The organism is Schwartzia succinivorans DSM 10502, assembly GCF_900129225.1.
GTDB lineage: Bacteria > Bacillota > Negativicutes > Selenomonadales > Selenomonadaceae > Schwartzia > Schwartzia succinivorans.
Window position 1 is genome coordinate 101051 of record NZ_FQUG01000006.1, and the last position, 23818, is coordinate 124868.

Consider the following 23818-nt stretch of genomic DNA (forward strand, 5'->3'; position numbering starts at 1 on the left):
CTACGACTGCGCTCCTCTGCCTCGCAGATGAAAATTCATGCTGCGTCTCTAATCCAGTTATTTTTCGTCCGATGTACCAGGAGGGTTTTGCAAAAATCTTTTCTGTATGGTAAAAAAGCAGCGAAGGCATTATAATTAAGGGTAGAGCCGTCTGTACGCAGAGGTCGGCAGGCGGCTCTGGACTACAACGCAAAAGGAGGTGAAAAAGAAGAAACTATGGCATGGATTTACGCAGTAAGAAAAGGACATAAGCCGGGAATCTACTATGATGTAGAAGCGTATCAGAAGGCGATTGACGGATTCCCGGGAGCAGAAGGCCGCCGGTTTCAGGACGAGGCGGCAGCAAAGCGCTACATGGACGGCGAGGATCCGGTAAAAAAAGGCATCTATGCGGTACGCCGTGGACGAGTACCCGGAATCTATTTTACGGCAGCGGAATGCGAGGAACAGGTACGCGGATACAACGGCGCGGAGAGCCAGAGATTTTCGAATCTTGAGGAAGCGAAGCGGTACATGTCGTCACGGGACGACAACGGAGGTAAGGTATCGTCTAGGGGCGCGTCCTTCGGACGGGGAGGCGCACGAAACCGTGAGTCCTACGGAGACCGTCGGGACGGTTCGCGGCACAGGGAGTTTCGCAGGCGCAGATTTGTGAGAGCGCCCCACAGCATACGCGGACAGTTTGAAAACCATCCGGGGGCGGCATCGCAGCTCCGTGAGGGCGGAGCCCGGGCAGGGGAGCGTGTAGCGCAGCCCATAATGGTCTACACCGACGGAGGCTGCCTTGTACATGAGGACGGCGCAGGCGGATATGCCGCTGTAATATGCCTTCCAAACGGAAACCGCAAGGAAATCTCCGGCGGCGTTGATATGACACGCAGTGACCGTATGGAGCTTCTGGCGGCAGCGGCGGCGCTTCGGACTCTTGATACATATGCTGACAAGGGAGACCGCGTACAGGTCTACACGGACAGCCAGTATCTGTATCAGGGCGTGACGAAAAAAATCTGGACGGAATGGAACGACACAGAAGCGAAAAAACCGCTGAACTACGACCTGTGGACAGACCTCAGGGAACTGACAGAGGAATACGACATCACCTGGTTCTGGGTGAAGGGGCACAGCGGCAACCCCATGAATGAACGCTGTGACTGGCTGGCAACAGAGGCTGCCAAGAGAACCGTAGCAGAAAAACAATGGGTTCCGGACTTTGCGGCGCAGCTTGAAGCCGCGAAAAACCGTATCAAAGAGCTTGAACGTGAGAACAAGAAGCTCGCCTCGGATGCAGACCGCTTCCGCCTTTTGGCAGAGGACAGACTTTCGGTATCCGACAGGGACCTGTTCCAGGCTGTCTACAATGAAAGCGTTTCGGGATTCCTCCGCTGGAAAATGAAGCGTTGGATGGCAAAGCGCAAATGAAAAAGAATCCCATCACGGTGAGAAGGAAAGTATGATACGGCGATTCTTCTCATCGGGTGGGGTTCTTTTTTGTTGAGAAATGCAGAAACGAAAATACATCAATGTTATGAAATATAGATAAATTTTACGAGTACAGAGGTGGTTTCCATGAAGCTGAAACCTGTTTTGACTATTGCAGGGAGCGATTCCAGCGGCGGAGCAGGAATACAGGCAGACCTGAAAACAATGCTGGCCAACGGAGTATTCGGCATGAGTGCAGTGACAGCCCTTACGGCGCAAAACACCCGGGGAGTTACGGATATTCTTGAGGCCTCTCCTGAGTTTTTGAAGGCTGAAATTGACGCGGTGTTTACAGATATTCCTCCGGCAGCCGTGAAGGTGGGGATGGTAGCATCTGTGCCGCTAATCAGGACAATCGCGGCGTGCCTGAGAGAATACAGGGCAGAGCATGTGGTGGTGGACCCTGTGATGGTTGCCACCAGCGGAGCGAGACTCATCGCGGAGGATGCAGTGGAGGCTCTAACGGAGGAGCTTTTTCCTCTGGCTGAAATCATCACTCCGAACCTGCCTGAGCTTGAGGTGCTTGCGGGATATGAGATAAAAACAGCCGATAAGGCAGTTGAGGCCGCGAAGGCTATCAGTGAAAAATACGGCTGTGCGGTTCTTGCAAAGGGCGGACACGCCATTGGAAATGCTGACGATTATCTCGTATGGGACGGAGGAGTAAGGGTGTTCCGCGGCGAGCATATAGACACAAAAAACACCCACGGCACAGGCTGCACCCTTTCCAGCGCCATCGCCTCGAATCTTGCCAAGGGAGCGGAGCTTTCCGGGGCGGTGGAAAAAGCCAAGGCATACGTTACGGGGGCAATCGCCGCAGGACTTGAGCTCGGGCATGGAAACGGACCCCTGGCACATGGATTTGACCTGACGGGAACATATATTGATGTGTAAACAGGAATTTCAGTGGAAGCAAAGCAGAATGTTCTTGATATTTTTAAATAGTTATTGAAACCAAGAAGGTGTAGTACGATGGAACAGTATTTGGCAGCTCATGCCGGTCCGCTCATGGTGGTTTTTGTTGCATCTTTTTTGCAGTCCATTACAGGCTTTGGTCTTGTCATGATTATGGCACCGCTTCTGATGATGTTTTATGATCCGAAATTTGCGGTTATACTCGTAATCCTTATTGCTTCCTTTGGAAATCTTTCACAGGCGGTCGTGCTGAGAAAAGAAACTGCGTTTCACATGATACTGTGGCTTTTTGTGGGCTCTCTCGCGGGACAGCCCCTGGGGCATTTATTTTACCGAAGCTTTCCGTCGGAGGCTATAAGACTCTGGGTAAATGTCATCGTTCTCTTTTCGATTACGACTATGCTGGTTGCGAACTGGAAGGTTCGTCAGTGCAGGAGGAATACTCTCATAACTGGCGCTATAGCAGGTGTTACCTCTGTAAGTGCCGGTATCGGAGGGCCGCCGCTGCTCATATATTTCGCCAGCACGGATATGACTCCGGCAGTGCTCCGGGCGACAAGCATTACCTTTTTTGCCGTGTGCAACGTCTGCGTTCTTATCTCCTACGCTGTTACAGGGGTGAACGTCATGCCGGCATTTCAGGAGGCGGTGATGCTTCTGCCTGCGCTGCTCTCCGGCATTGGTCTTGGATATGTTGTTTTTCCTCATATACCGTCGAAGCTGTTTCGGAAAATTTTATTCGTTGTACTGTACATAGTCTGCAGCTATTCGGTTTACACCACGCTGATAAAGTGATTGGATGTTTTACTTTACTATTTAATTTCTTATACGAGGGAAGCCCGGTGAAGGACCGCTGACTCTTGACTTTGGCCTTAATGGCCGGGGCGGCAGTATTCAAATGGGCGCGACCTGGAACTTCTGATTATTGCTAGTCATTATTTAAGGGGCTGTGAATAAAATGCTTTCGCATTTTTCACAGCCCCTTTATTTTCTGGAGCGGGCGGGGGGAGTCGGACCCCTCTCTAAAGCTTGGGAAGCTTTCATTCTACCGATGAACTACGCCCGCGCTCACAATGTGTATGTTACCATAAATTGCGGACGCCCGCAAGATTTTTCAGTTTTTGCAGGCTGGCGATAGTGCAAATGCCGTGGTTTTAAATATGTTCCTTAATCCAACAAGCCATTTTCTCATAGGATATACTTCCTTCTGCTACACCCAATATAATGTTTTCCAATTCGTCATCGGTGCATTCCAAGGTTTTTTCATTCAACAGCAGGAACATTTCCATGGCGTGAACCGCAGTACGCTTATTACCGTCAATAAAAGCATGATTATTTGCTATACCATAGCAAAGCCGGGCAGCTTTTTCATGCAGCTCGGGAAATAAATCTTCCCCTCCAAAAGTTTGAAACGGTGCGTTGACAGCAGCTTCCAGCAATGCAATATCTCTAACACCTTCTCCTACAGGTATTTCGCTTCCCTCTAAATCGGAATGAAATTGCAGGATATCAGTAAGAAGAAGTTGGACTGAATACTCTACGTTCATTTGCTTGCAAGCCTTCTGTATAGATTTTCATTTTTTTTCATAAGCTGCTTGGAAAGCTTTGACATAAGTTCTTTTATTGCAATGCTGTTTTGAGAGGTCAAGACAACGCGGGTTGTGTTATTTTTTTCTGTATTCTTCATATTTCAGTTCACCTCATTTTATTATGTGTAATACCCACATCTAATTATAGCGCCGTAGTTGGAGTTTTACTATATGCAAAATGAACCCATTGAGAGGTCTTCTCACGCTTCTAAAAACATGGTAAAATATAAATAACATGTGAGCGGCATGAAGGTGATTGGTGCCGCAACGGACGATTTGAAAGTGTGGGAAGAAAGTGAAATATTCATCAAAACTAAGTGACGCAGTACATATTCTGGCATTCATCGAGCTGCTGAGGGACCGCCTGCGGGCGTGTATGCCCTCCAAGCTTACCAGCGGAGAGATTGCACGGAGCATACATACCAATGCTTCCTTTGTGCGTCAGCTCATGATGCAGCTGAAGAAAGCAGGACTTCTGGTGAGCGAGCGCGGCGCGGCTAATCCCCGTCTCGGACGGCCCGCGGAGGAAATATCCCTCTACGATATATATCGTGCCGTGGAAGGGAACAAACCCCTTCTTCACCTGGATGAAAACGTAAACGAAATGTGCGTTGTCGGAGTCCATATTCAGCTTGCGCTGCAGGAATCCTTTGATTCCATACAAAAGGCGGCTGAAAAAGAGATGCGCTCCATAACTCTTGCGAAGGTTATAGAGGACTATCATAAAAGACTGCCTGAGGAAGCAGATGAAAAGCCCTGCTTTGGACGATTTGAAGGGTAAAGGGCCATGAACGGCTGTATACTCATAACTTCATAGAATGCAAAAGGAGCCGCGATGCGGCTCCTTTTTTGTGTTCTTTTAGTTATTTCTCCGCAAGTGCTTTCATGCGCTGCTGCATTGCGGCGATTTCCTTCATATTCCCGTAGAGTCTTTCGTTGGCTTTTCTTTCCCATTCCTGTGCCTTTTCTTCATCCTCGGGTATGCCGTCGCCGCTTCTGTAGAGGTCGGCAAGCGCCTGCATGGCATCGGGATAGCCGTAGCCTGCGGCACGTTCGTAGAGTGCGACCGCGCGGTTTGTATCCTTTGGGCCTCCCTTGCCCCGGCGGCAGAGCTCTGCCATCTGGTAATAAAGGTAAGGTGCGTTGTAGCCTTCATATCCGACGGAAATGACATCCTCGTAGAGGGAACGTGCTTTTTCGTAGTCCTGCGGGACGCCTCGTCCGAAGCGGTATATGTTTGCGAGGTAGAAGCGCGCTTCCAGGTTTCCTGCGGAGAGTGCTTTTTCGTAAAGCTCCTTTGCCTTTGCACAGTCCTGCTGTACATGCTGGCCTATGTCGTACATGAGTCCGAGGAGGGTTGTTCCCAGGCTGCTGCCTGAAGCGTCTGCCATGGAGAACCAGTGGAAGGCTTCGGCGAAGTCCTTCTCCTCTCCGAAGTATGCCAGTTCGCCAAGCTCGCACATGGCTCCGGGGTGACCGCCCTGGGCGGCTTTTTTGAACCATACTGCTGCTTCCGCGTCGTCTTCGGTTACGACTTTTCCTCGGGAGTAGGCAAGTCCTACCTCGTATTGTGCCGACGGGTTTCCTTTTTCGGCGGCTTTTCTGTAGCAGGCGAGAGATTTTTCCCCGTTACGGGGGAGTATGTTCTCAAAGCCTGATTCGTAGAGGCAGCCGAGAGCGTAGATGGCAGGAACAAAGTCCGTTTCCGCGGCCTTCTCAAGGCAGGATACTGTCTTTTCGGGAGCGGGAGCAGTGCCTTCCCAGCCGTCACGGTACATGATGCTGAGGGCGTAGAGGGCAGGGCCGTAGCTGTTTGCCGCGGCTTTTTCATACCATTTTTTTGCTTCTTCAGGATTTGCTTCAAGGTGAAAGCCTGTGCTGTCGGTCTTGTCCGACTGCAGGAGGTCTCCGATGGCGCAGGCGGCATCCTCGGCATAGATGCAGTCGGCATCAGCGGCGCAGATTTTGTACTCCTCTATTGCCCTTTTGAAATATGACGGAAGGGCGCGTCCGTCCTCGTGAAGCCGTCCGAGGAAAAAGTGTGCGGAGGAAGAGCCCATTTCCGCGGCTTTGTTAAACCATTCCAGGGCTTTTGTGAAGTCGGTCTCGGGGCCTCCCGCGTATGGCTCCGAGTATATGCGGCCAATCATGACCGCGCCTTCGCTTATGCCGTCCTCCAGAGCTTTTTTGTAAAATTCCAGTGCCTTCATCGGCTCCTGTTTTTTGAAAAGGAAAAGCGAGCCCAGCTCCATCCACGCTTCAATGTCCGGGTCGTTATCGGTCTGGGTTGCGGCGATGAAAAGCTCTGCCGCGCTGTCGTAGAGACCTTCTCCGCGGGCAATGCTTCCAAGCGCAAAGAGGGCGTCGCCGTTTTCTTTTTCTGCGGCGAGGTTAAGATATTTTTTTGCTTTTTCGATATCCGGCTTTATTTCCGGCTCGCAGCCTCTCCGGTAGAGCTGTCCCAGGTGGAGCATGCAGGATTCGTTCTCCTTCTCCACGCCTTTTTCAAAGTAGGAGACGGCGCGGCTGATGTCTCTTTCCGCGTAATCGTCCTGAGTGTAGAGGCTTCCGAGCCATGAGTAGGCTTCGTCGTTTCCATGCTCAAGTGCCTGCAGGAAGTAATTTTTTGCTTTTTCGTAGTCCTTCGGAACGTCAGTGCCTTCGAAGTACAGTGCGCCGAGAATACATTCTGCCATGTCGAAATGCTCCGCAGCAGCTTTTTCATAGCAGTCAATGGCGGCATTTATGTCGACCTCTGTGCCGATGCCCTCGCGGTACATACGTGCCAGTGCCGTGAGCGGGATGGACTCGCCGTTTGCTGCCGCGCGCTTCATGAAGGAAAAGGCTTTTTCCTCGTTTTTTTCAACTCCGTCGCCGTGCAGGTAGAGATGGGAAAGAGAGTACAGGGCAGGAGCGTAGTCCTTTTCGGCGGCTTTTTCAAAGTATTTGACAGCCTTTTCCATGTCGGAAGGTACTTCTTCGTCGCCGCCTTCGTATATCTGTCCGAGTGAGCAGGCTGCTTCGGCGCTGCCTGCTTTTTCCGCTTCCTCGTATATAGCTATTGCGCGTTTTATGTCGCGCTTTGTGCCTATGCCGTAGCGCAGGCTTTCCGCGAGGTAGTCTGCCGCGGCGGTGTGGCCGTGCTTTGCGGCTGCCTCAAAGTATTTATTTGCCTTTTCAAGGTCCTGTTCTCCGTCTTCACCGTTGCGATATTTTAAGCCGAGCAAAAAAAGCTCATCCGGGTTCTCCGGCATCGGCTGAATGGCGTTTTTTATCCAGTCTCCGATTCCCATATTTATGTGTCCTCCTGTTTATTGCATTTTTGAAAGTATTTCGCTGTATAAGAAGCCTTCCCGTACGCCTGAGTCACTGTAGACTGCCTGCTTTACGCCGAAATGGCGGAAGAGGGTGTCGGCTATGACGAGGCCGGGGAGAAGGGTGTGTATGCGGTCGGGGTCCGCGCGGAGCAGTACAAGAAGCTCGCCCTCGGGGATATTGTCTCCCAGGGCGAAGCGCGACAAAAGCTGGGATAGCTTTTCCGTGTCCATCGTGCGGTTGTCTGTGGGCAGCCCGAAGCATGAGTTGTAAACGGCGCGTGCTCCCTTGAAGGTTCCTCCGATGCCGCAGATGAAGGGGGCTTCTATTCCTGACCATGTGGAGAGGTCAAGCTCCTTTTCGGCGGTTTTCCGCATGGCGGTAATTTCATCGGGTGTGGGGAGAGTTGCCTTTACCCGTCCTGTTCTTAAAGCCAGGGAGCCGAGGGGGAGGCTGGCCTGCCGCTTTATTTCCTTCTTTTCGTAGAGTACCAGCTCAGTGCTGCCGCCGCCGATGTCTATGAGAAGACCGCTGTCCTCCGGGACATCATGGGTTGCGCCCACGAAATCAAAGAGAGCTTCCTCGTCGCCTGAAAGCACGCGTATGGATATGCCCGTTTCCTCCTCGATACGGGACACTGCCTCGCGGCTGTTTTTGGCGTTTCTGAGGGCGGCTGTGGTGAAGGCCGCGACGTTTTTTATGGAAAGGCGCTTCAGGAAGTCCTTGAACTCCGTTAGGACGGAAACGGCTTTTTCTATGCCTTCCTCCTGCATGACACCGTCCTTTACGTAGGAAGCCAGCCCGACTATCTGTTTTCTTTTCAGAAGCTGCTCGGGGCATCCGCTGCCGACCTCATATAGAGCCATGCGGACGGTATTGGAACCGATGTCGATGACTGCCTGTATCATAAAATTTCTCCTTTTACTTTGCGTCCGTTGGCTGGGGAAGCATTTTTCATGTACTATTATCCTACCATATTTTAACGCTGTATGTTGCGAAAATTTCTGAAAAGAAATATATTGTAACAGGATGTGTTTGGAGGTGCTTTATGGACAAGAATGAACTGCCGTATTTTACCGTGGGAGAAAACGGTTATGGCGGAGCACAGGGATGGTTTACCGACAAGTGGATGAATATAGGCGGCTGCGCGGCTGTCACCGCCTGCGATTCAAGCATATATTTCGACCTTTACAGGGGGACCAGGCTCTATCCGAAGGACATGAATAATATCACCCGTGAGGATTATATTGATTTCGGTATGGAAATGAAGCCATATCTGAAGCCCCGCTTCACGGGAATAGATACTCTCAAGATATATATCAACGGTGTCAAGGATTTCCTTTTTGACAAGGGAGAAGACAAGCTTTATCTGGCCCCCTTTGACGGGACGGAGCCGTACAGGTCAGCGAGGAGTCTGGTAAAGACACAGATAGATGATGGATTTCCTATACCGACGCTTACGCTGAGACACAGCGCGCCTGCAATGGCGGATTATGTGTGGCATTGGTACCTCATAACGGGCTACCGCTACGAAAACGGAGTGGATTTGGTGAAGGTAGTGACCTACGGAACCTGGCGCTGGCTGGCCTTTGATATGCTGTGGAGCACGGGCTACAGCAGAAAGGGCGGGATGGTGATTTGGGGGGAGAAGTAGGGAAAAATTGATAATTTTACGTTTTATGATTTATGTTAGTTTACTGCTTCATACTTGTTTCAGACGGGGCTTTGCCCCTTCTGACTTCCCCACACGGGGGGAGACCCCCGTGACCCCCTCTAACCGCCTGACGGCTCGAGGAACCCGCGGCGTTACACTCGTGGCAGGCTGTACACTCCGTCTCCCGCGTCTATACTGTATTACTAAAGCCGATTAGTGGTAGGCGTTATATTTCCGCAAATAAGTTAAACTCGTTTCAGCTTTCGTACAAGTTTCAGACGTGGCTAGCTCTGTCGTGCTTGCTCCCCCCGACAGCCTTCGGCTGCCACCCCCCTCTCGGAAGGGGGCTTTTAACGGCCTCCCTCCATGAGGGAGGTGGCACGCTGAAAGCGTGACGGAGGGAGAGAGTAGAGTTGGCCGCGGGAAAAGAAAAAAGCGAAGCGTTAAAAAGAAAGGTGTCCAGCGGGAACGTAGTTCCTGCGGTGGGGAAGTGCGAAGGGGCAAAGCCCCGTCTGAAAGAAGTATTAAAGCTGAGGTAAATATAGAGCACAAGGAAATAAATTTAGCCAATCGAATAAAATTTTTGAGTAGCATCTAAGCCAATCGAATATATTCGGGAATATGACATGATGATTTCAGGATATGTTATAGCTAAATGCTTGTATGCAGGCAGCAAAAAAGGGTTATCTCCAAAGCCTTGTGCTTTGTGAGATAACCCTTTAATATTTCTTATTCCGATTTCTGATCCATTACAGCCAACGACGCGACTCTGTCGCCGTTCTCTGTCTTCATCAGTGTCACACCCTGAGTGTTTCTGCTGATTACGGAGATTTCATCCACGTTGGTGCGGATTACTATTCCCTCCTGGGTGATGAGCATGAGCTCCTGGTTCGGTGTTACGACCTTGAGGCCTACAACAGCGCCGGTCTTTTCAGTGACCTTCATGTTGATGACACCCTTACCGCCTCTCTGCTGTACGCGGTACTCGGTGGCTGCCGTGCGTTTGCCGTAGCCTTCCTCTGTGACTGTCAGGACTTCGCTGTCCTCTTTGACAGTATCCATGCCTACGACTTCGTCCATGTCGTTCAGGCGGATGCCGTGTACACCGCGAGCCTGACGGCCCATGGAGCGTACATCGTCCTCCTCGAACATGATGGCAAGTCCGTCGCGGGTTCCGAGGATTATGCGGCGTTCACCGTCGGTGAAGCGTACTCCGATAAGCTCATCGTCTTCATCCAGCGTGAGTGCGATAAGACCGCCCTTGCGCGCTGTATCGTACTCCTTGAGGCCCGTTTTCTTGACGATACCTTTTTTCGTCGCCATGAAGAGGAAGCGGTCCTCTCTGTATTCGCGGATAGGAATGACTGCCGTGATAGTCTCTCCGCTTGCAAGGGGAAGGAGATTTACGATAGCCGTGCCCTTCGCCTGACGTGTCGCCTCAGGGATATCGTAGCCCTTGAGACGGTAAACAAGTCCGCGGTTCGTGAAGAACATGATGGTGTGATGTGTCGTAGTGATGAGAAGGTGCTCGACGAAATCCGTCTCCTTCGTTCCCATGCCCGTTACGCCGCGGCCGCCGCGTTTCTGGTTGCGGTATGTGGTGAGGGGCATGCGCTTCACGTAACCGCCGTGGGTTACTGTGATGACAACATCTTCCTCTGCGATGAGGTCCTCGATATCCATGTCAGCGCCGGAAAGTGTGATGCGTGTGCGGCGGTCGTCGCCGTACTGCTCTTTGACCTTCGTGAGCTCTTCCTTGATGATGCCGAAGATTTTTCCTTCGTCAGCGAGGACACCCTGCAAGTATGCGATGGTTTTCAAGATTTCCTGATATTCTTCCTCAATCTTCTCGCGCTCGAGACCTGTGAGACGCTGGAGACGGAGGTCGAGAATAGCCTGAGCCTGCTTCTCCGTAAGACCGAAGCCGTCCATGAGCGCCTGACGGGCGATATCTGCCGTGCGGCTTTCGCGGATGGTGGAGATGACAGCATCCAGATGGTCCAGAGCTATTGTCAAGCCCTGCAATATGTGAGCGCGGGCCTGTGCTTTGTTGAGTTCGTATTTCGTCCTGCGTGTGATGACATCCTTCTGATGCTCAACGTAGTAATGAAGCACCTCTTTGAGGTTCAGTACGCGGGGACGTCCGTCAACGAGAGCCAGCATGATGACACCGAAGCTGTCCTGCAGCTGGGTGTGCTTGTAAAGCTGGTTCAGAAGAACATTCGCGTTTGCGTCGCGGCGAAGCTCCATTACAATGCTCATACCGTTGCGGTCGGATTCATCACGGAGAGCCGTGATGCCCTCAATCTGCTTGTCGCGGACGAGCTCGGCGATCTTTTCCACGAGACGCGCCTTGTTGACCTGATACGGAAGCTCCGTAACAATGATTCGCTGCTTGCCGTTGGACATAGTCTCGATATGAGCCTCGGCACGCATTGTGATAACGCCGCGGCCAGTGCGGTAAGCGCTCTTTATGCCGTCAAGACCGAGAATCTGTCCTGCCGTCGGGAAATCCGGTCCCTTGATGACAGTCATAAGCTCGTCAACAGTCGTTTCAGGATTGTCGATGAGCATGAGAACACCGTCGATTACCTCGCGCATGTTGTGCGGAGGAATATTCGTCGCCATACCGACGGCGATACCAGACGAGCCGTTTACGAGAAGCTGCGGGAATTTCGACGGGAGAACGGAAGGTTCCTTTAAGGATTCATCATAGTTCGGAACGAACTCGACTGTATCCTTGTCGATATCCTGAAGCATAAGCTCAGCGATTTTCGACATGCGGACCTCTGTGTATCGCATAGCAGCCGCCGGGTCGCCGTCCACGGAGCCGAAGTTTCCGTGACCGTCAGCCATAGGGTAGCGGATGGAGAAATCCTGGGCCATACGCACGATAGCATCGTAGACCGAGCTGTCACCGTGCGGATGATATTTACCGAGAACCTCACCGACGATACGGGCCGATTTCTTGTAGGGCTTGTTGGAGCCCATGCCCGCTTCCTGCATAGCGTACAGAATGCGGCGGTGTACCGGTTTCAGACCGTCGCGGACGTCAGGCAGCGCACGCGCGACGATAACGCTCATGGCGTAATCGATGTACGAGTTTGACATCACGTCCGAGAGGTTTACCGGCAAAACTTTATCCTTGCCAAAATCCAAAAAACTCACCCCTGTATGTGTGATTTGTAGACATAATCAGACTCTTAATTATAACGTATTTTTTCGGATTTTTCCATAGGCTGCGTGTTGTACATTTATGTAGGATACGTTCCTTTTGATTTGATCTCTGCACAATCATTTGGGGATAACATGTCCAGAAATCATCATGTCATATTTGGAATATATCCGATTCTGTACGTATATCCATTGTACGCATTAAAATTTTATGAACGCATATAGTTCTGTGTATCGCTAGCCACAAATTGGCTTGGGCACGACAGTAAATTCGCGGGTTGACGTGCAATTCGCTTTAAAATAAAATCACGCCGCGGGAAAAGAAAAAAAGCGAAGCGTTAAAAAGGAGAGTGTCCAGCGGGAACGTAGTTCCTGCGGTGGGGAAGAGCGAAGGGGCGACGCCCCTTCGCATGGAGTATTTAGCTATAACGAGATTTAAAAATTTCTATCTGATTTCCACAAATAACTCCCATATATTCTATGCACGATTCAGCCATAAATTTCTCTCAGACGGGGCTTTGCCCCTTCTGGCTTCCCCACACGGGGGACAAATTCCCCCATGTCCCCTTTATTTAACCGCTCCTCACGTCGCTCTGGAAACCCGCGGCGATACACTCGTGGCAGGCTGCACACTCCGTCGCCCGCGTCTTTACTGTATTACTGAAGCCAATTAGTGATATTTTTTTACATAGAGGCATGTCCTATATTATTCATCTCTACACAACGATTTGTCCCTAATTGGCTCTGCCACGACAGTAAATTCGCGGGCTGACGTGCAATATAGCCTCCCTCCATGAGGGTGTCAACATGCCGGTGGCATGTTGGCTTTGCACGCGTAGCGTGACGGAGGGAGTGAATAAAATCACGCCGCGTGAAAAGGAAAAAAGCGAAGCGTTTGAGGTAGGTGTTGACATGCCGGGGGCATGTCAACTTAGCGGGAACGTAGTTCCTGCGGTGGGGATGTGCGAAGGGGCAAAGCCCCTTCGCATACAAGGTTTCGCTATAACGAAACATAAGATATTTATCCGATTTCCGAAAGTGAATCCGATATATTTCATATTTCGTCCAGCCATAAAAATGTTTCAGACGGGGCTTTGCTATAACGGATTTTTCGAAATAGCTTTTGCACATTTCGCCTTCATGTATTTCTTGCCTTATGATGATGTTTAAGTTATCATATAAATGGGATGGGGGATTGAACAGAAGTGTACAAAATATATTTTTATGCAGATAAAAATGGAAATATGCCTGTTCGTGAATATATCAAAGAGCTTGCAGCGAAGAAAGATAAAGACAGCAGGATAAAGTTGAATAAAATTCGGGACTACATCAACGCACTAAGCAATATGGAGCTACAATAGGGGAACCGTATATGAAGAAGCTGGAAGGCGAAATATGGGAGCTCCGTCCTTTGCGGGACAGAATTTTATTTGCGGCGTGGACAGGAAGTAGTTTTGTACTTATTAGTCATTTTGTTAAAAAAATACAAAAAACACCACTCTCTGAAATTGAGAAGGCGAAGCGTCTTTTGAAGGAATATCTCGAAAGGAGTGAAAATGATGGATAAAGAATATAAAAAAGCTATCGCTCACGCACAGGCTTGCCTGGAAGATGCAAGGCAGCGTGGAGAAGAAGCAATTGGTGGAAGTTGGGATGACGAGTTCGAGAAAGAGATTTTTACGCCGGAAGAAATCGCGGAAAGTGATTTGCGCGTTGCCCTTATCGGGGAATTGATTAAAGCACGGAACGAAAAAGGAATCACTCAGAGAAAGCTGGAAGAATTGAGCGGAGTGAGTCAGCCTGTTATTGCACGCATCGAAAAGGGAAATATCAGCCCGCAGATTGGCACGCTTATTAAACTGCTCGCGCCACTGGGAAAGACATTAGGAATTGTTCCTTTGCAGTCAAATTCGTGAAAACGAAAAGAACGGGTACTTTCAAAACTGAAAAATTTTAAGGTTTTGAACGCAGAATCAAACCGTAAACAAAAAACGAGCCGTCGATTGTAAAAATCGGCGGCTCTTGTCATTTCATCTTTAATCCCTGCGACCGTGATTTCTTCTACGGGTCCAGTTTTCTCCTTCAGCAATTACAGCTTGAAGTCGTAATGCTTGGAATAATCCTCCTGGATGTTCAGACGGAGTGTTTTGTTCTTAAGGTCGTAAACCGCCGTGTGCCATGTCTGCCAGAAGTTGTTCGGCTGAATTTCTCTGTCGCGCAGCTGGTAGGTATCCACTCCGGACTGAATAGCAGCTTTGAAATCCATCGGCGCACTGTCGATTGTCAGTGTTCCGCCGCAGGACTCTGTGTACCAGATTGGATTTGTATCAGCCTCATAGGTCCGGGTGTATTTCACGCGCTCCATCAGGCGTGCCATTCCTTCAGCGGACTCTCCGCCCTCTGCGTAATGCTCCCTCAGTATGGCGTAACGTTCAACTCCGCAGGCATGGGGTGTAAGGATTGGGAAGTTCTCATAGGTTTTTCCCACAACCTTCTGTCCTGCCCGCGCTATATGCTTTGCGTAATTAGTATTCGGCGCGTAGTTGATATAGAAATTTGTCATGATATTGTCCGTGTTGTTTCTTGCCACAAGCTCGCCGTCGATGCACTCAACAATGTAGGTTTCCTTCGGGTCGGAGAGCATCCAGTGAATCCCGCACGTGCCATAGCTGCCGTAAATGTCCATATTCTTCAGAAGCTCTACACCATGAGCAGCGGATTCTGCGTGGTCAAGAACGTAGCGGACTACAGCAAGAGCATGAATTCGCGGTTTGCCGTAATTGGTTGACTGCAATGTAGCAAAGTCCAGATCCTCGGCAGGAACGACGTTGCTGTTCATCGCCACGCCGTTTTCATTGATGCCGTCAAAGGTCATGTTTGGCATTGCCTGAAGATCAGCCTCCGAAACGTTGTCAACCTCACCGGATTTAAGCGTAAGAATTGCGGCCATTCCGATACTTGCGTAACGGCCCTTTGACTCGTCTCCGGCAACCTTGATTACGAACTCAGGGACATCTGCGTAATCCAAATCCAGATTGCGGCCGTAGAAGTTTCCGTTGCGAACGGCGGAGCAGGCGAAGCCTGTTTTGACCTTTTCCCCTGTTGTGAGGTCAGGAACATAGTCTGTGTACTCCATGTAGTACAGGTACTTATCCAGCTTTTGGGGAGCTGTGTATGAAGCAGCCTGCGCCGCCGAACCGCAAATGGCGAAGCTTAACGCCAAAAACGCGGCAAAAAAGAGACCCAACAATTTTTTTCGGATATGCATCATATCTCCTCCTTTTTGATTGAAAAAGGCTTACGTCCTGCGGCTTTATTAAACCGTATTTACCGCGCTTCGGGCGTTCCTTCTTCATCGTTGACACTTATGGACATCCTGCGCCGCATTTACCTGAGAACCTTAGGTATCAATCGGCGAAGGCAAAATCCTGCCAATGCTCCAGCATGAATTGAATCAGCGTGGAAGAATTTTTCGCCGCGGTTTTCGTAAACTCAGCGAAGTCCATGTGACCGCTGTCATCGGCCTTGTCCGAAATTGCCCGCAAAATCACGAAGGGGACTTCATTGAGGAAGCACACCTGGGCAACGGAGCCGCCTTCCATCTCCGCGCAATCTCCTGCAAATTCCGCAACAATCCTGTCCTTTTCCATATGGGAGGCAATAAACTGGTCACCGGAGCAGATTCTTCCTTCCACGGCGGCAATCCCCGGCAATGTCTTCTGTATTGCCCGGACCGCTCTTTGACGCAGCTCCTTATCCGCCGCAAAGGCGACCTTGCCTGTATAGGGAATCTCCCCTTTTTGGAAACCAATCGCTGTCACATCGAAATCATGCTGCACGGCATCCACCGCAACCACAATATCGCCGATATTCAGTTTGGGGTTCAGCGAGCCTGCCACGCCGGTATTGATAACATGCGTCACCGCGAAATCATCAATGAGAATCTGGGCGCAAATACCCGCATTTACCTTGCCCATGCCGCATTGGACGATAACGGTGTCTGTGTTCCCTATAGTTCCCTCGTGGAATGTCATTCCCGCTTTCTTCACTTGCCGTTTGAGTCGCATCGCTTTCTTCAGATTTGCGACCTCCGATTCCATCGCGCCAATGATGCCGACCTTTGCCTTTGCTGTTTTCTGCGCCGCTGCCGTCCCTGTTTCCATGAAAAAGGAACCGCCCAAAACGCCGGCAGCTCCCAAAGCTGACAACCGCAAAAACTCCCTGCGATTCATCATCTATCGCTCCTCTGTCAAAATTTTTTAATCGGACTCAGAAATTCATTAATGAGGACTTATTCGATATTTTGTATTTAATTTCCTGCCGAACCGAAAATGTTTTTACGGAAAATGCCGTTTTCAAAACTTAAAAATTTTTGAAGCTTTGAAAGTAGAAATAAAGCGCGCAAAAAAACACAGCCGACGATTCAAACGAATCGTCGGCTGTTGTTTATGAACATTTTAACCCGGCTGCTGCTCTCAGGAATGGAATTTCTTCCACGGGTCAGTTTTTTCTTCCTTCTGTGCAGGGGCTTTTTCTTTATCGTCCTTGAGCTTTGAGAGGTAGTCGCCAAGGAGGCTTTCCTTGAGCTTTGGCTCCGGCTCAGGAAGGGGAGTTTTTCCTTCTCCGATGGGTTTTACGTTGATGTCGAGGCTGTCACCGTTCTTTATGGGGTCGGTGAACTGTGCCGGTTTTTTGTTGACGAGTATTTCCACCGTGACACGGCTGGTGGCGGAGGGAGGCACGAAGCCTACCGCGGCCATGGCGTCGGCTACGTTTGTAGCGCGGCGTTCGCTCTTTGTATAGCGTACAGATGAGCCCTCCGTAAGTATGGTGTTCGTGGTGGCAGGGCGTCCGTTGACCTCAAGGCTTACTACGGCTGAAGGTATGTGTTTTTCTTCGCCGTTGAAGTCTATCACGAGGCTCGCCTCAAGCTCGGATATGTCCAGAACATCACCCAGCTTCGGTTCCTTCGGAAGCTCGTAGTCTATGCGGTCGCCTTCATGAACCTCTGTGGAGAGTGTCACAGGCTCGTCGTCAACTCGGATTTCGGGTGCTGCCGTGTACTGTGAGCTGCTGCCGTTCAGGGTGTAGGGAACCTTGCGGCCTGTCGGGGAGAAGCCTGCTGCCGCGAGGGTTTCCCCGATGGTGCGGAGCTTTTTCGCAGTTATTACGTCCCCGTCCTTCAGAGCGTGGTCCAGCGGAGTCGGTGTCTGATTCAGAAGCACCTGCGGTGTGAGGACCGTTTCCTCTCCGTTGATGTAAACGACAAAGGATGGCGGTGTGTCGAGAACATCGGCGAGAGTGATGTGCGGGATGACTCCGTCCTGCCCCGGTTCTATGGTTATGCGGCTGCCGTCGGAGATAGGCGTGTCCAGGGCGGCTTCTTCGCCGTTCATTGTGAGCTTTGCGAGAGTTCCCATGGTGCCGGGGAAGAATTTCGACTGTCCTTCTACGGTTACCATGATGCCGAGGCCCGGTTTGCCGTTGAATTTTTTCAGCTGAATGCCTGCATTCAAAAGCGCATCCGATACTGTGAGGTCGCGGAAGTTAAAGAGACGGTATTCAATGTCGTTGACGTATACCGTGAGGAAATGCAGGGTGTTGAGGGACGCGATTTTCAAAATACCCAGCGGCGTCACGGCATCAGGCAGCTTCAGCTCGTCGGGGAGCTCGCTGACTCCTTCGATTTTTTCGGGGTGGCGTACTGCCACTCGTCCCTTCGGGAGCTTCAGCACCTCTGTCAGAATGTCCGAAAGACGCGGTGTGAGCGCGCCGCCGCCTACGAGAAGCACTGCCTGGGGCTCGCTTCCGTTGAGGTCTATTATCTGCTTTGCTATCGCTTCCGCAAGCTTTTCGATATTCGGAAGAATCGGCTCGATTATGTCCTTAGGCTTCAGCTTGTAGTGCATGCCCAGGATGTCGTCAAATTCCACCTCTCTGCCGTCGGCAGCTTCACGCTTTATGTGCTCTGCCACGTTGAAATCCAGAAGGAAGCGCTGGGAGATGGCTTCGGTGATTTCGTCGCCTGCCTGCGGTACCATGCCGTATGCGATGACGGAGCCGTTTTTCGTTATGGCAACGTCGGAGGTGCCTGCGCCGATATCTACAAGAACGAGGTTCAGATGGCGCATGGTGGGCGGAATGAGTACGTTGATTGCTGCAATAGGCTCCAGGGTGATTGCGCGCATGCCGAGGTTAACGGACTGGAGCGCGGAGTCCATGGAGTCGATGACCTGACGGGGCAGGAATGTGGCTATTACTGATGCCTTTGCGATTTTGCCCCGCTGTCCCACGAGGGTTTTCAGCTGTACGTCGTCGAGGGTGTAGCGGATAGTGCTGTAGCCTACGCAGTAGTAGCGCGTAGGGTCGTCTACTGTGCCGCCTGTTGCCAGCTTCGTCTGTGCCGCCTGTACGCCTGCGAAGTCAAGGCGGCGTTCCTGCTCGGCTGTGATTATGCCGCTGACCTCCATTTCGGATTCGGCGGTGGTGGTGTAGAGGGCGCGGCCCGCGGCTGCGACAGCGACGTTATGGAGCACGCCGACTCTCTTTTCGAGAGCCTTCTTAACGTCCTTGATGACAGCGGCTACCTGCGGAACGTCGTGAATCTGTCCGTCCAGCATGGCGCGTGTCTTATGCTCCTCGCGCTCCGTATCAAGGAGTGTCAGCGAGCCGTCTGATTCCTGCTCTGCCACGATGCCTATGACGCTTCTCGTACCGATATCGAGGGCAAAAATGCGCTCCTTGCGCGGTTTCTTTTCTGCTGCTGAGGCAGTTTTCTTTTTCGTCGTCTTGCGCTTCGTTGTTTTCTTTGCGGTTTTTGTCGTTTTCGCTGCCCTTTTCCTCGTCGGCGCTGCTGCCTGTTCCTCGGGCGCGGCTTCCGGTACGGAGGTTATGACTGTTTCTTTTTTTGCTTTGGCGGCTGCCGTTTTTTTCGTTGTTTTGGCAGCGGCTGTTTCTGTTGTTGTCTTTTTTACAGTTGCCATTAAAATAACTCCTCTGGAAAAATCAAAATAAAATTCAAAATAAATTCAAAAATAAGAGGTATTCTAGTATATATTCGCGAATAAATATAAGAATACCTTTTTTTAATTTGATTTCTTTTAAAAAAATTTGCAGGACGTGCCTGCGCACGTCGGATAAAATTCGGGGGTTATTGGTCATGACATTGCGTAATCTGACAAATCAGGAGGTTATAACGGGGAGTGATTTCCGCCGCATGATAACAGGCGCTTACAGTGAGTTTCTTCTTGAATACGAGTCCATAAACGAGCAGGCGGACAGGGATAATCCTTCCCTTGTTACAAAGCCGGGGACTAATATTCTGCGGACAATGGGGGCAGCAGTTATGCCGCTGGAGGACGCTCAGGACGATACCATAGGCGGCCTTGCGCGGCGTGTGGCATCGGCAGCGGCTCTCGGGGCCCGGGGCTCGTCGGGAGTTGTCCTTTCCCAGCTTTTCCGCGGCATAGCAAAGGGGCTCATCGGTAAAATCGACGCTACCTCGTCGGAGTTCGGAAAGGCGTTCCAGTATGGCATTCTCTACGCGCAGCGCGTGCTGCCGGAGGATGTGGACCGTCCGATTGTCTCCGCGGCACGGGCCGTTGCAAAGGGCGCGTACAAGGCAGTGCGTGCAAATCTTCCGATTTATGAAATTCTCGCGGCGGCGATAGAGGCAGGCAGCCACAGGGACGATGCTCCCTTCGTCGTGGGCGAGCGCATAATGATGGATTTCCTCAAGGGCTGTCAGAAGGGCCTTACGGGAAATTTCGTTTCTCCTGTGCTGAGCTTTTCCGTGGGAACGGGGGACCAGAAGCTGGGAATCCCCGACCCGCGGCAGGACGAGGTGCACCCATACTGTATGACCTTTGGGATTGAGAACTCAAAGGGGGACAGCAGACGTCTTGAGGAATATCTGCAGGGAGACGCCAGCTTTATCGTGGCAACGAGACACCGTTCGCGTCTGGAGGTTCATCTTCACACGGCGCACCCGGGGCTTGTGCTGGAAAAATGCATCGGGTTCGGACGTCTTGAGTCCATACGCATAAATAACATGGCGGAGCCTCATGCAATGATTCTCGCCCATCATTCCCTGATGCCTGTGGCGCTTCTCGCGGCTGCCTATGATGAGGCACATGCGGAGAGACTGCAGAAGCAGGGTGTGAACCTCATTACTCTCGGAGGCGAGGACAACACGCCGTCGGTTGGCGCACTGGTGAATGCGGCCCACAGCGATCTCGCGGAATCCTACGTGATGGTGTCGGACGGCACAAGGCTGAATCTTGAGCTTCGTCAGGTGAAGCGTATACTGGGTGACCGCGTGGAGATTATAACGGTGGATAATCCCGAGGAGCAGGAAATCGCCGTACGCGCCTTTAACAGGCACATGTCCGCGAAGGAAAACGCCGCAAGAATGACGGAAAGTCTTGAGGAATACAGAGGGAGAGACGGGAATTGCTGACGGATATTGAGATACGCTCTGCCGCAAACGACGCGGCGTATCCAAGAGGGCTCCGTTATTACAGGAACGGAGCGGTAAAGGATATTACCGCGGTCTCCGAAAGAGGCGGAAAAATCACATACACAGGCCATGTGCACGGAAATCTTGATACATACGAGGTAAGCGCCGTTATAAGGGGCAGCGAAATTGAGGAATGGGACTGCACCTGCCCTGCCGCCGCGCAGTATTCGGGAGCATGCAAGCACGTGGTGGCTTTTTTGAAGCGGATACAGGAAATCGAGCGGCTGAAATCCGTGGGCCGGAGCACTATTTCCAGCAGAAGGGAAACAGGGCTCAGGCTCTTTTCTCTTTTCGGTGAAAAGAATACCGCCGCCGCAATAAGAAAAGAGGATGCGCCCCTGCGTATGGAGGCGAAGCTTTTCGTTTCCCATGAATACAGCAATGTGACGAACTGGCTGGAGTTTAAGCTGGGCCGTGACAGACTCTACGTAATGAGGAATATTCCCGACCTCATGCATACCGTTGACAGCGGTCTTCCTGTGGAGTTCGGAAAGCAGCTTACCCTTGAGCCTGAGGATTTTAGGTTTGAGCAGGGAGTGTCGGAGAAGCTGTGGGATTTTCTGAGGCGCGCGTACCGCGATGTAGCCAGCACGGAGGTCTACAGCTCCTATTTCCGTTCCTCATACAACAACGTAAGCACAATGTTCGAGCAGAAAAGGTTCAAGCTGACTCCATCGCATCTTCGGGAGTTTCTTGAAATAATGAAGGATACTCCCTTTGTGCTTGCCGCAGGAGACAGGGAAAGAACGGTATACATAAAGGATGAAAACCCCGAGGTGCGGATACGGGTGGAGGACGTGGACGGTGGAGGAAGGATTTCCCTTCTGGAGCCTGAGAACATGATACTTCTGGACACCACAGGGGAGCTTGTTTTCATTGAGGATACCATATACAGAACAGAAAAGGATTTTGCGGAAAAGCTTCGGGCGATAGACAGGGCCTTTACCCAGTCCCGTTCACTGCGTCTTGGAGAGGAGCATATGGGAGGCTTTTTCGCGGAGGTTCTTCCTAAGCTTGAAAAGGCCGCGCATGTGGAGGTAGCCTCATCATTTACTGAGCGGTATGAGATGATGCCGTTGGCGGCAGAGGTGCACCTGGATTATTTTATGGACGGAGCCGCGGCAGAGCTTATTTTCAGCTACGGAGAGGAGACCTTTAATCCTGTTATGCAGGAGCCGCCTGTGAAAATAGGGGACAGGAGCCTTATACGGGACACGGAAACGGAGCGCAGGATACGGGCCATTTTTGACGCATTTTCCTTTGAGCAGGTGGGAGATCGTCTCGTGCAGCCTGAGGAAGAGCCCTTTTACGAATTTCTTGAGGATGGGCTGCCTGAGCTTTCGAAGCTGGCGGATGTTTACTACGCGGAGACCTTCAGGCGAAAACCGATTTCGAAGATGCCGCCTGTGACACTTGGCGTCAGCGTAAACGACGAAAATCTCCTTGAGGTCACCTTTCAGAACCGTGATTTTGACTTTGACGAGCTGATAGATATTTTGAAATCCTACCGCCTGCGAAGGCGCTATCACAGGCTGAAGGACGGAGGCTTTATCTCTCTCGGCGACCAGCAGCTGGCATCCCTTGCGGAGTTCGTTGAGGGCGCGGGCATTAAGGGCGGCGAGGGAGAAAAGGCGGAGATTCCTCTGGCCCAGGCGATGTACCTTGATACCCTCGCCCGTGAGGACAGCACTCTGAGGCTTGAACGGGGGCGCAGCTTCAAGGCTCTCGTCCGTGATATAAGAGAACCGTCGGAGACGGATGCTGTTGTCCCCGAATCCCTTTCGGGAGTGCTGCGGAGTTATCAGGTCACGGGCTTTTCGTGGCTTACGGCCCTTGCGGCCCACGGACTGGGAGGGATTCTCGCAGATGACATGGGCCTCGGGAAAACCCTTGAGGTACTGACCTTCCTGCTGTCCCAAAAAGAGGAAGGTGCCGCCCCTTCGCTGGTGGTTACACCTACATCCCTCATGTACAACTGGCTTGACGAAGCGGCACGGTTCGCTCCGGAGCTTATGGTTACGGTCATTGACGGAACGAAAAGGGAGCGTGGAGAAAAGCTTGCAAGTACGGATGCGGACGTCATTATTACCACATACAACATGCTCCGCCGTGACATAGATATGTATGAAAAGAAAAATTTCCGCTACTGCTTCCTTGACGAGGCGCAGCATATAAAAAATCCCTCCACACAGAGCGCAAAGGCGGTAAAGCGTATACGCGCCGGAGTATCATTTGCTCTCACGGGAACACCTATTGAGAACACCCTTACGGAGCTTTGGTCCATTTTTGATTTCCTTATGCCGGGTTATCTCGGAAATCACAAGCGCTTTCATTCACATTATGAAGTGCCGATTGTCCGCGCGCAGGACAGGGAAGCCTCCGAGGACCTCAGGCGTCATATCGCCCCCTTTGTGCTGCGGCGTCTTAAAAAGGACGTCCTCACGGAGCTTCCCGACAAGGTGGAAAGCCGCATGACAGCGGAAATGACATCCAATCAGGAAAGAGTTTACGCAGCGTATTTCGCCCAGGCGCAGAAGGATTTTAGAAAGGAACTCAAGGCTCACGGCTTTGACGCCAGCCACATAAAGATACTGGCGCTCCTTACAAGGCTCCGCCAGATTGCCTGCGACCCATCACTCTTTCTTGAAAACTATGACGGCGGCTCGGGAAAACTTGACCTTCTGGAGGAAATTCTCAGTGATGCGGCAGCCGCGGGACACCGTGTGCTGATTTTTTCGCAGTTTACGACTATGCTGCAGCGCATCGGAAGGCGTCTTGAGGCAGCAGGACTTGACTACAGCTATCTTGACGGGGCAACGCCGCCTCTCACGCGGCTTACCCTTGTGAAGGAGTTCAACGCGGGGAGCGTTCCCGTGTTTTTGATTTCCCTCAAGGCAGGGGGTACGGGACTCAACCTCACGGGGGCCGATATGGTCATACATTTCGACCCGTGGTGGAATCCTGCCGTTGAGGACCAGGCAACTGACCGCGCCTACAGAATCGGACAGGAAAAGAACGTGCAGGTGCTGAAGCTGGTAACTAAGGGGACTATAGAGGAGAAAATTTTTGCCCTGCAGGAAAAGAAAAAAGCCCTCATCGACCAGATGATACGTCCGGGAGAGAGCTTTTTGTCGAAGCTCAGCGAGGAAGAAATCGCGGAGCTTTTCCGCTGAA

17 protein-coding genes and 1 tRNA gene are annotated in these 23818 nt (G+C 51.4%); 9 read left to right on the top strand and 9 right to left on the bottom strand.

The genetic code is table 11. The features are described 5' to 3' along the window. Window positions 1-216 precede the first annotated feature (216 nt). The 3 genes from BUA83_RS08565 to BUA83_RS08575 all read left to right on the top strand — a co-directional run bounded on the left by BUA83_RS08565 (window position 217) and on the right by BUA83_RS08575 (window position 3189). Window positions 217-1419, top strand: a complete 1203-nt coding sequence (locus BUA83_RS08565) for a ribonuclease H family protein (protein ID WP_072935829.1) — start codon at window positions 217-219, stop codon at window positions 1417-1419. A gap of 147 nt (window positions 1420-1566) precedes the next feature. After that, window positions 1567-2373 carry a bifunctional hydroxymethylpyrimidine kinase/phosphomethylpyrimidine kinase gene (gene thiD / locus BUA83_RS08570; RefSeq protein ID WP_094756561.1) on the top strand — a complete coding sequence of 269 codons (807 nt, stop codon included), beginning with the start codon at window positions 1567-1569 and terminating at the stop codon, window positions 2371-2373. Between the two features lie 78 nt (window positions 2374-2451). Continuing rightward, on the top strand, window positions 2452-3189 hold the full coding sequence (locus BUA83_RS08575) for a sulfite exporter TauE/SafE family protein (RefSeq protein ID WP_072935830.1): 738 nt from the start codon (window positions 2452-2454) through the stop codon (window positions 3187-3189). Between the two features lie 197 nt (window positions 3190-3386). Here the strand turns inward: BUA83_RS08575 and BUA83_RS08580 are convergent. The 3 genes from BUA83_RS08580 to BUA83_RS12660 form a co-directional block, all read right to left on the bottom strand. Next, window positions 3387-3460 (bottom strand) — tRNA-Gly (locus tag BUA83_RS08580). Between the two features lie 88 nt (window positions 3461-3548). Beyond that, complete coding sequence (locus BUA83_RS08585; RefSeq protein WP_072935831.1) at window positions 3549-3941, bottom strand: type II toxin-antitoxin system death-on-curing family toxin; 393 nt, start codon at window positions 3939-3941, stop codon at window positions 3549-3551. Continuing rightward, window positions 3938-4081 (bottom strand): hypothetical protein, encoded by a 144-nt coding sequence (locus BUA83_RS12660; RefSeq protein WP_159430498.1) that lies wholly within the window; start codon window positions 4079-4081, stop codon window positions 3938-3940. The genes BUA83_RS08585 and BUA83_RS12660 overlap by 4 nt, the downstream gene beginning before the upstream one ends. Before the next feature lie 197 nt (window positions 4082-4278). On the opposite strand from BUA83_RS12660, the gene BUA83_RS08590 reads away from it, so the two are divergent. After that, window positions 4279-4764 (top strand): Rrf2 family transcriptional regulator, encoded by a 486-nt coding sequence (locus tag BUA83_RS08590; protein ID WP_072935832.1) that lies wholly within the window; start codon window positions 4279-4281, stop codon window positions 4762-4764. An 82-nt stretch (window positions 4765-4846) separates the two neighbouring features. Here the strand turns inward: BUA83_RS08590 and BUA83_RS08595 are convergent, their stop codons facing one another. Together BUA83_RS08595 and BUA83_RS08600 are read right to left on the bottom strand one after the other, a co-directional pair. Continuing rightward, entirely contained in the window at window positions 4847-7276 is a 2430-nt protein-coding gene (locus tag BUA83_RS08595) for a tetratricopeptide repeat protein (protein WP_072935833.1), read from the bottom strand. An 18-nt stretch (window positions 7277-7294) separates the two neighbouring features. Further along, window positions 7295-8206 carry a Ppx/GppA phosphatase family protein gene (locus BUA83_RS08600; RefSeq protein WP_072935834.1) on the bottom strand — a complete coding sequence of 304 codons (912 nt, stop codon included), beginning with the start codon at window positions 8204-8206 and terminating at the stop codon, window positions 7295-7297. 140 nt (window positions 8207-8346) lie between these two features. Between BUA83_RS08600 and BUA83_RS08605 the strand changes: the two genes are divergently transcribed. Continuing rightward, window positions 8347-8952, top strand: coding sequence for a hypothetical protein (locus BUA83_RS08605; protein ID WP_072935835.1), 606 nt, complete (start codon window positions 8347-8349; stop codon window positions 8950-8952). A gap of 729 nt (window positions 8953-9681) precedes the next feature. Here BUA83_RS08605 and gyrA read toward each other — a convergent pair. Continuing rightward, on the bottom strand, window positions 9682-12111 hold the full coding sequence (gyrA, locus tag BUA83_RS08610) for a DNA gyrase subunit A (protein ID WP_072935836.1): 2430 nt from the start codon (window positions 12109-12111) through the stop codon (window positions 9682-9684). A 1387-nt stretch (window positions 12112-13498) separates the two neighbouring features. Between gyrA and BUA83_RS12750 the strand changes: the two genes are divergently transcribed. Further along, window positions 13499-13693 (top strand): type II toxin-antitoxin system RelE/ParE family toxin, encoded by a 195-nt coding sequence (locus BUA83_RS12750; RefSeq protein WP_200796032.1) that lies wholly within the window; start codon window positions 13499-13501, stop codon window positions 13691-13693. Beyond that, on the top strand, window positions 13686-14042 hold the full coding sequence (locus BUA83_RS08625) for a helix-turn-helix domain-containing protein (RefSeq protein WP_094756562.1): 357 nt from the start codon (window positions 13686-13688) through the stop codon (window positions 14040-14042). Before BUA83_RS12750 ends, BUA83_RS08625 begins: the two co-directional genes overlap by 8 nt. Window positions 14043-14215: 173 nt before the next feature. On the opposite strand, the gene BUA83_RS08630 is transcribed toward BUA83_RS08625, so the two are convergent. The 3 genes from BUA83_RS08630 to BUA83_RS08640 form a co-directional block, all read right to left on the bottom strand. Next, window positions 14216-15397: a linear amide C-N hydrolase gene (locus BUA83_RS08630; RefSeq protein ID WP_144340524.1), complete on the bottom strand. Its 1182-nt coding sequence runs from the start codon at window positions 15395-15397 to the stop codon at window positions 14216-14218. A 136-nt stretch (window positions 15398-15533) separates the two neighbouring features. Further along, on the bottom strand, window positions 15534-16361 hold the full coding sequence (locus BUA83_RS08635; RefSeq protein ID WP_200796033.1) for a 5'-methylthioadenosine/adenosylhomocysteine nucleosidase: 828 nt from the start codon (window positions 16359-16361) through the stop codon (window positions 15534-15536). Between the two features lie 240 nt (window positions 16362-16601). Continuing rightward, window positions 16602-19109 (bottom strand): cell division protein FtsA, encoded by a 2508-nt coding sequence (locus BUA83_RS08640; RefSeq protein ID WP_072935839.1) that lies wholly within the window; start codon window positions 19107-19109, stop codon window positions 16602-16604. Window positions 19110-19285: 176 nt separating this feature from the next. On the opposite strand from BUA83_RS08640, the gene BUA83_RS08645 reads away from it, so the two are divergent. Both BUA83_RS08645 and BUA83_RS08650 read left to right on the top strand, forming a co-directional pair. Then, on the top strand, window positions 19286-20584 hold the full coding sequence (locus BUA83_RS08645) for a DAK2 domain-containing protein (protein ID WP_234988306.1): 1299 nt from the start codon (window positions 19286-19288) through the stop codon (window positions 20582-20584). Further along, entirely contained in the window at window positions 20578-23817 is a 3240-nt protein-coding gene (locus BUA83_RS08650; protein WP_072935840.1) for a DEAD/DEAH box helicase, read from the top strand. Before BUA83_RS08645 ends, BUA83_RS08650 begins: the two co-directional genes overlap by 7 nt. The last annotated feature ends 1 nt before the right edge of the window (window position 23818 follow it).

Excerpts from the sequence above, each read along its gene's own strand:
- BUA83_RS08625 (WP_094756562.1), top strand. The coding sequence starts at position 13,686 with ATGGATAAAGAATATAAAAAAGCTATCGCTCACGCACAGGCTTGCCTG.
- BUA83_RS08630 (WP_144340524.1), bottom strand. The coding sequence starts at position 15,397 with ATGATGCATATCCGAAAAAAATTGTTGGGTCTCTTTTTTGCCGCGTTT.
- BUA83_RS08600 (WP_072935834.1), bottom strand. The coding sequence starts at position 8,206 with ATGATACAGGCAGTCATCGACATCGGTTCCAATACCGTCCGCATGGCT.
- BUA83_RS08635 (WP_200796033.1), bottom strand. The coding sequence starts at position 16,361 with ATGATGAATCGCAGGGAGTTTTTGCGGTTGTCAGCTTTGGGAGCTGCC.
- BUA83_RS08585 (WP_072935831.1), bottom strand. The coding sequence starts at position 3,941 with ATGAACGTAGAGTATTCAGTCCAACTTCTTCTTACTGATATCCTGCAA.
- BUA83_RS08645 (WP_234988306.1), top strand. The coding sequence starts at position 19,286 with ATGACATTGCGTAATCTGACAAATCAGGAGGTTATAACGGGGAGTGAT.
- BUA83_RS08565 (WP_072935829.1), top strand. The coding sequence starts at position 217 with ATGGCATGGATTTACGCAGTAAGAAAAGGACATAAGCCGGGAATCTAC.
- BUA83_RS12660 (WP_159430498.1), bottom strand. The coding sequence starts at position 4,081 with ATGAAGAATACAGAAAAAAATAACACAACCCGCGTTGTCTTGACCTCT.
- BUA83_RS08575 (WP_072935830.1), top strand. The coding sequence starts at position 2,452 with ATGGAACAGTATTTGGCAGCTCATGCCGGTCCGCTCATGGTGGTTTTT.
- BUA83_RS12750 (WP_200796032.1), top strand. The coding sequence starts at position 13,499 with ATGAAGAAGCTGGAAGGCGAAATATGGGAGCTCCGTCCTTTGCGGGAC.
- thiD (WP_094756561.1), top strand. The coding sequence starts at position 1,567 with ATGAAGCTGAAACCTGTTTTGACTATTGCAGGGAGCGATTCCAGCGGC.
- BUA83_RS08640 (WP_072935839.1), bottom strand. The coding sequence starts at position 19,109 with ATGGCAACTGTAAAAAAGACAACAACAGAAACAGCCGCTGCCAAAACA.
- BUA83_RS08595 (WP_072935833.1), bottom strand. The coding sequence starts at position 7,276 with ATGGGAATCGGAGACTGGATAAAAAACGCCATTCAGCCGATGCCGGAG.
- BUA83_RS08605 (WP_072935835.1), top strand. The coding sequence starts at position 8,347 with ATGGACAAGAATGAACTGCCGTATTTTACCGTGGGAGAAAACGGTTAT.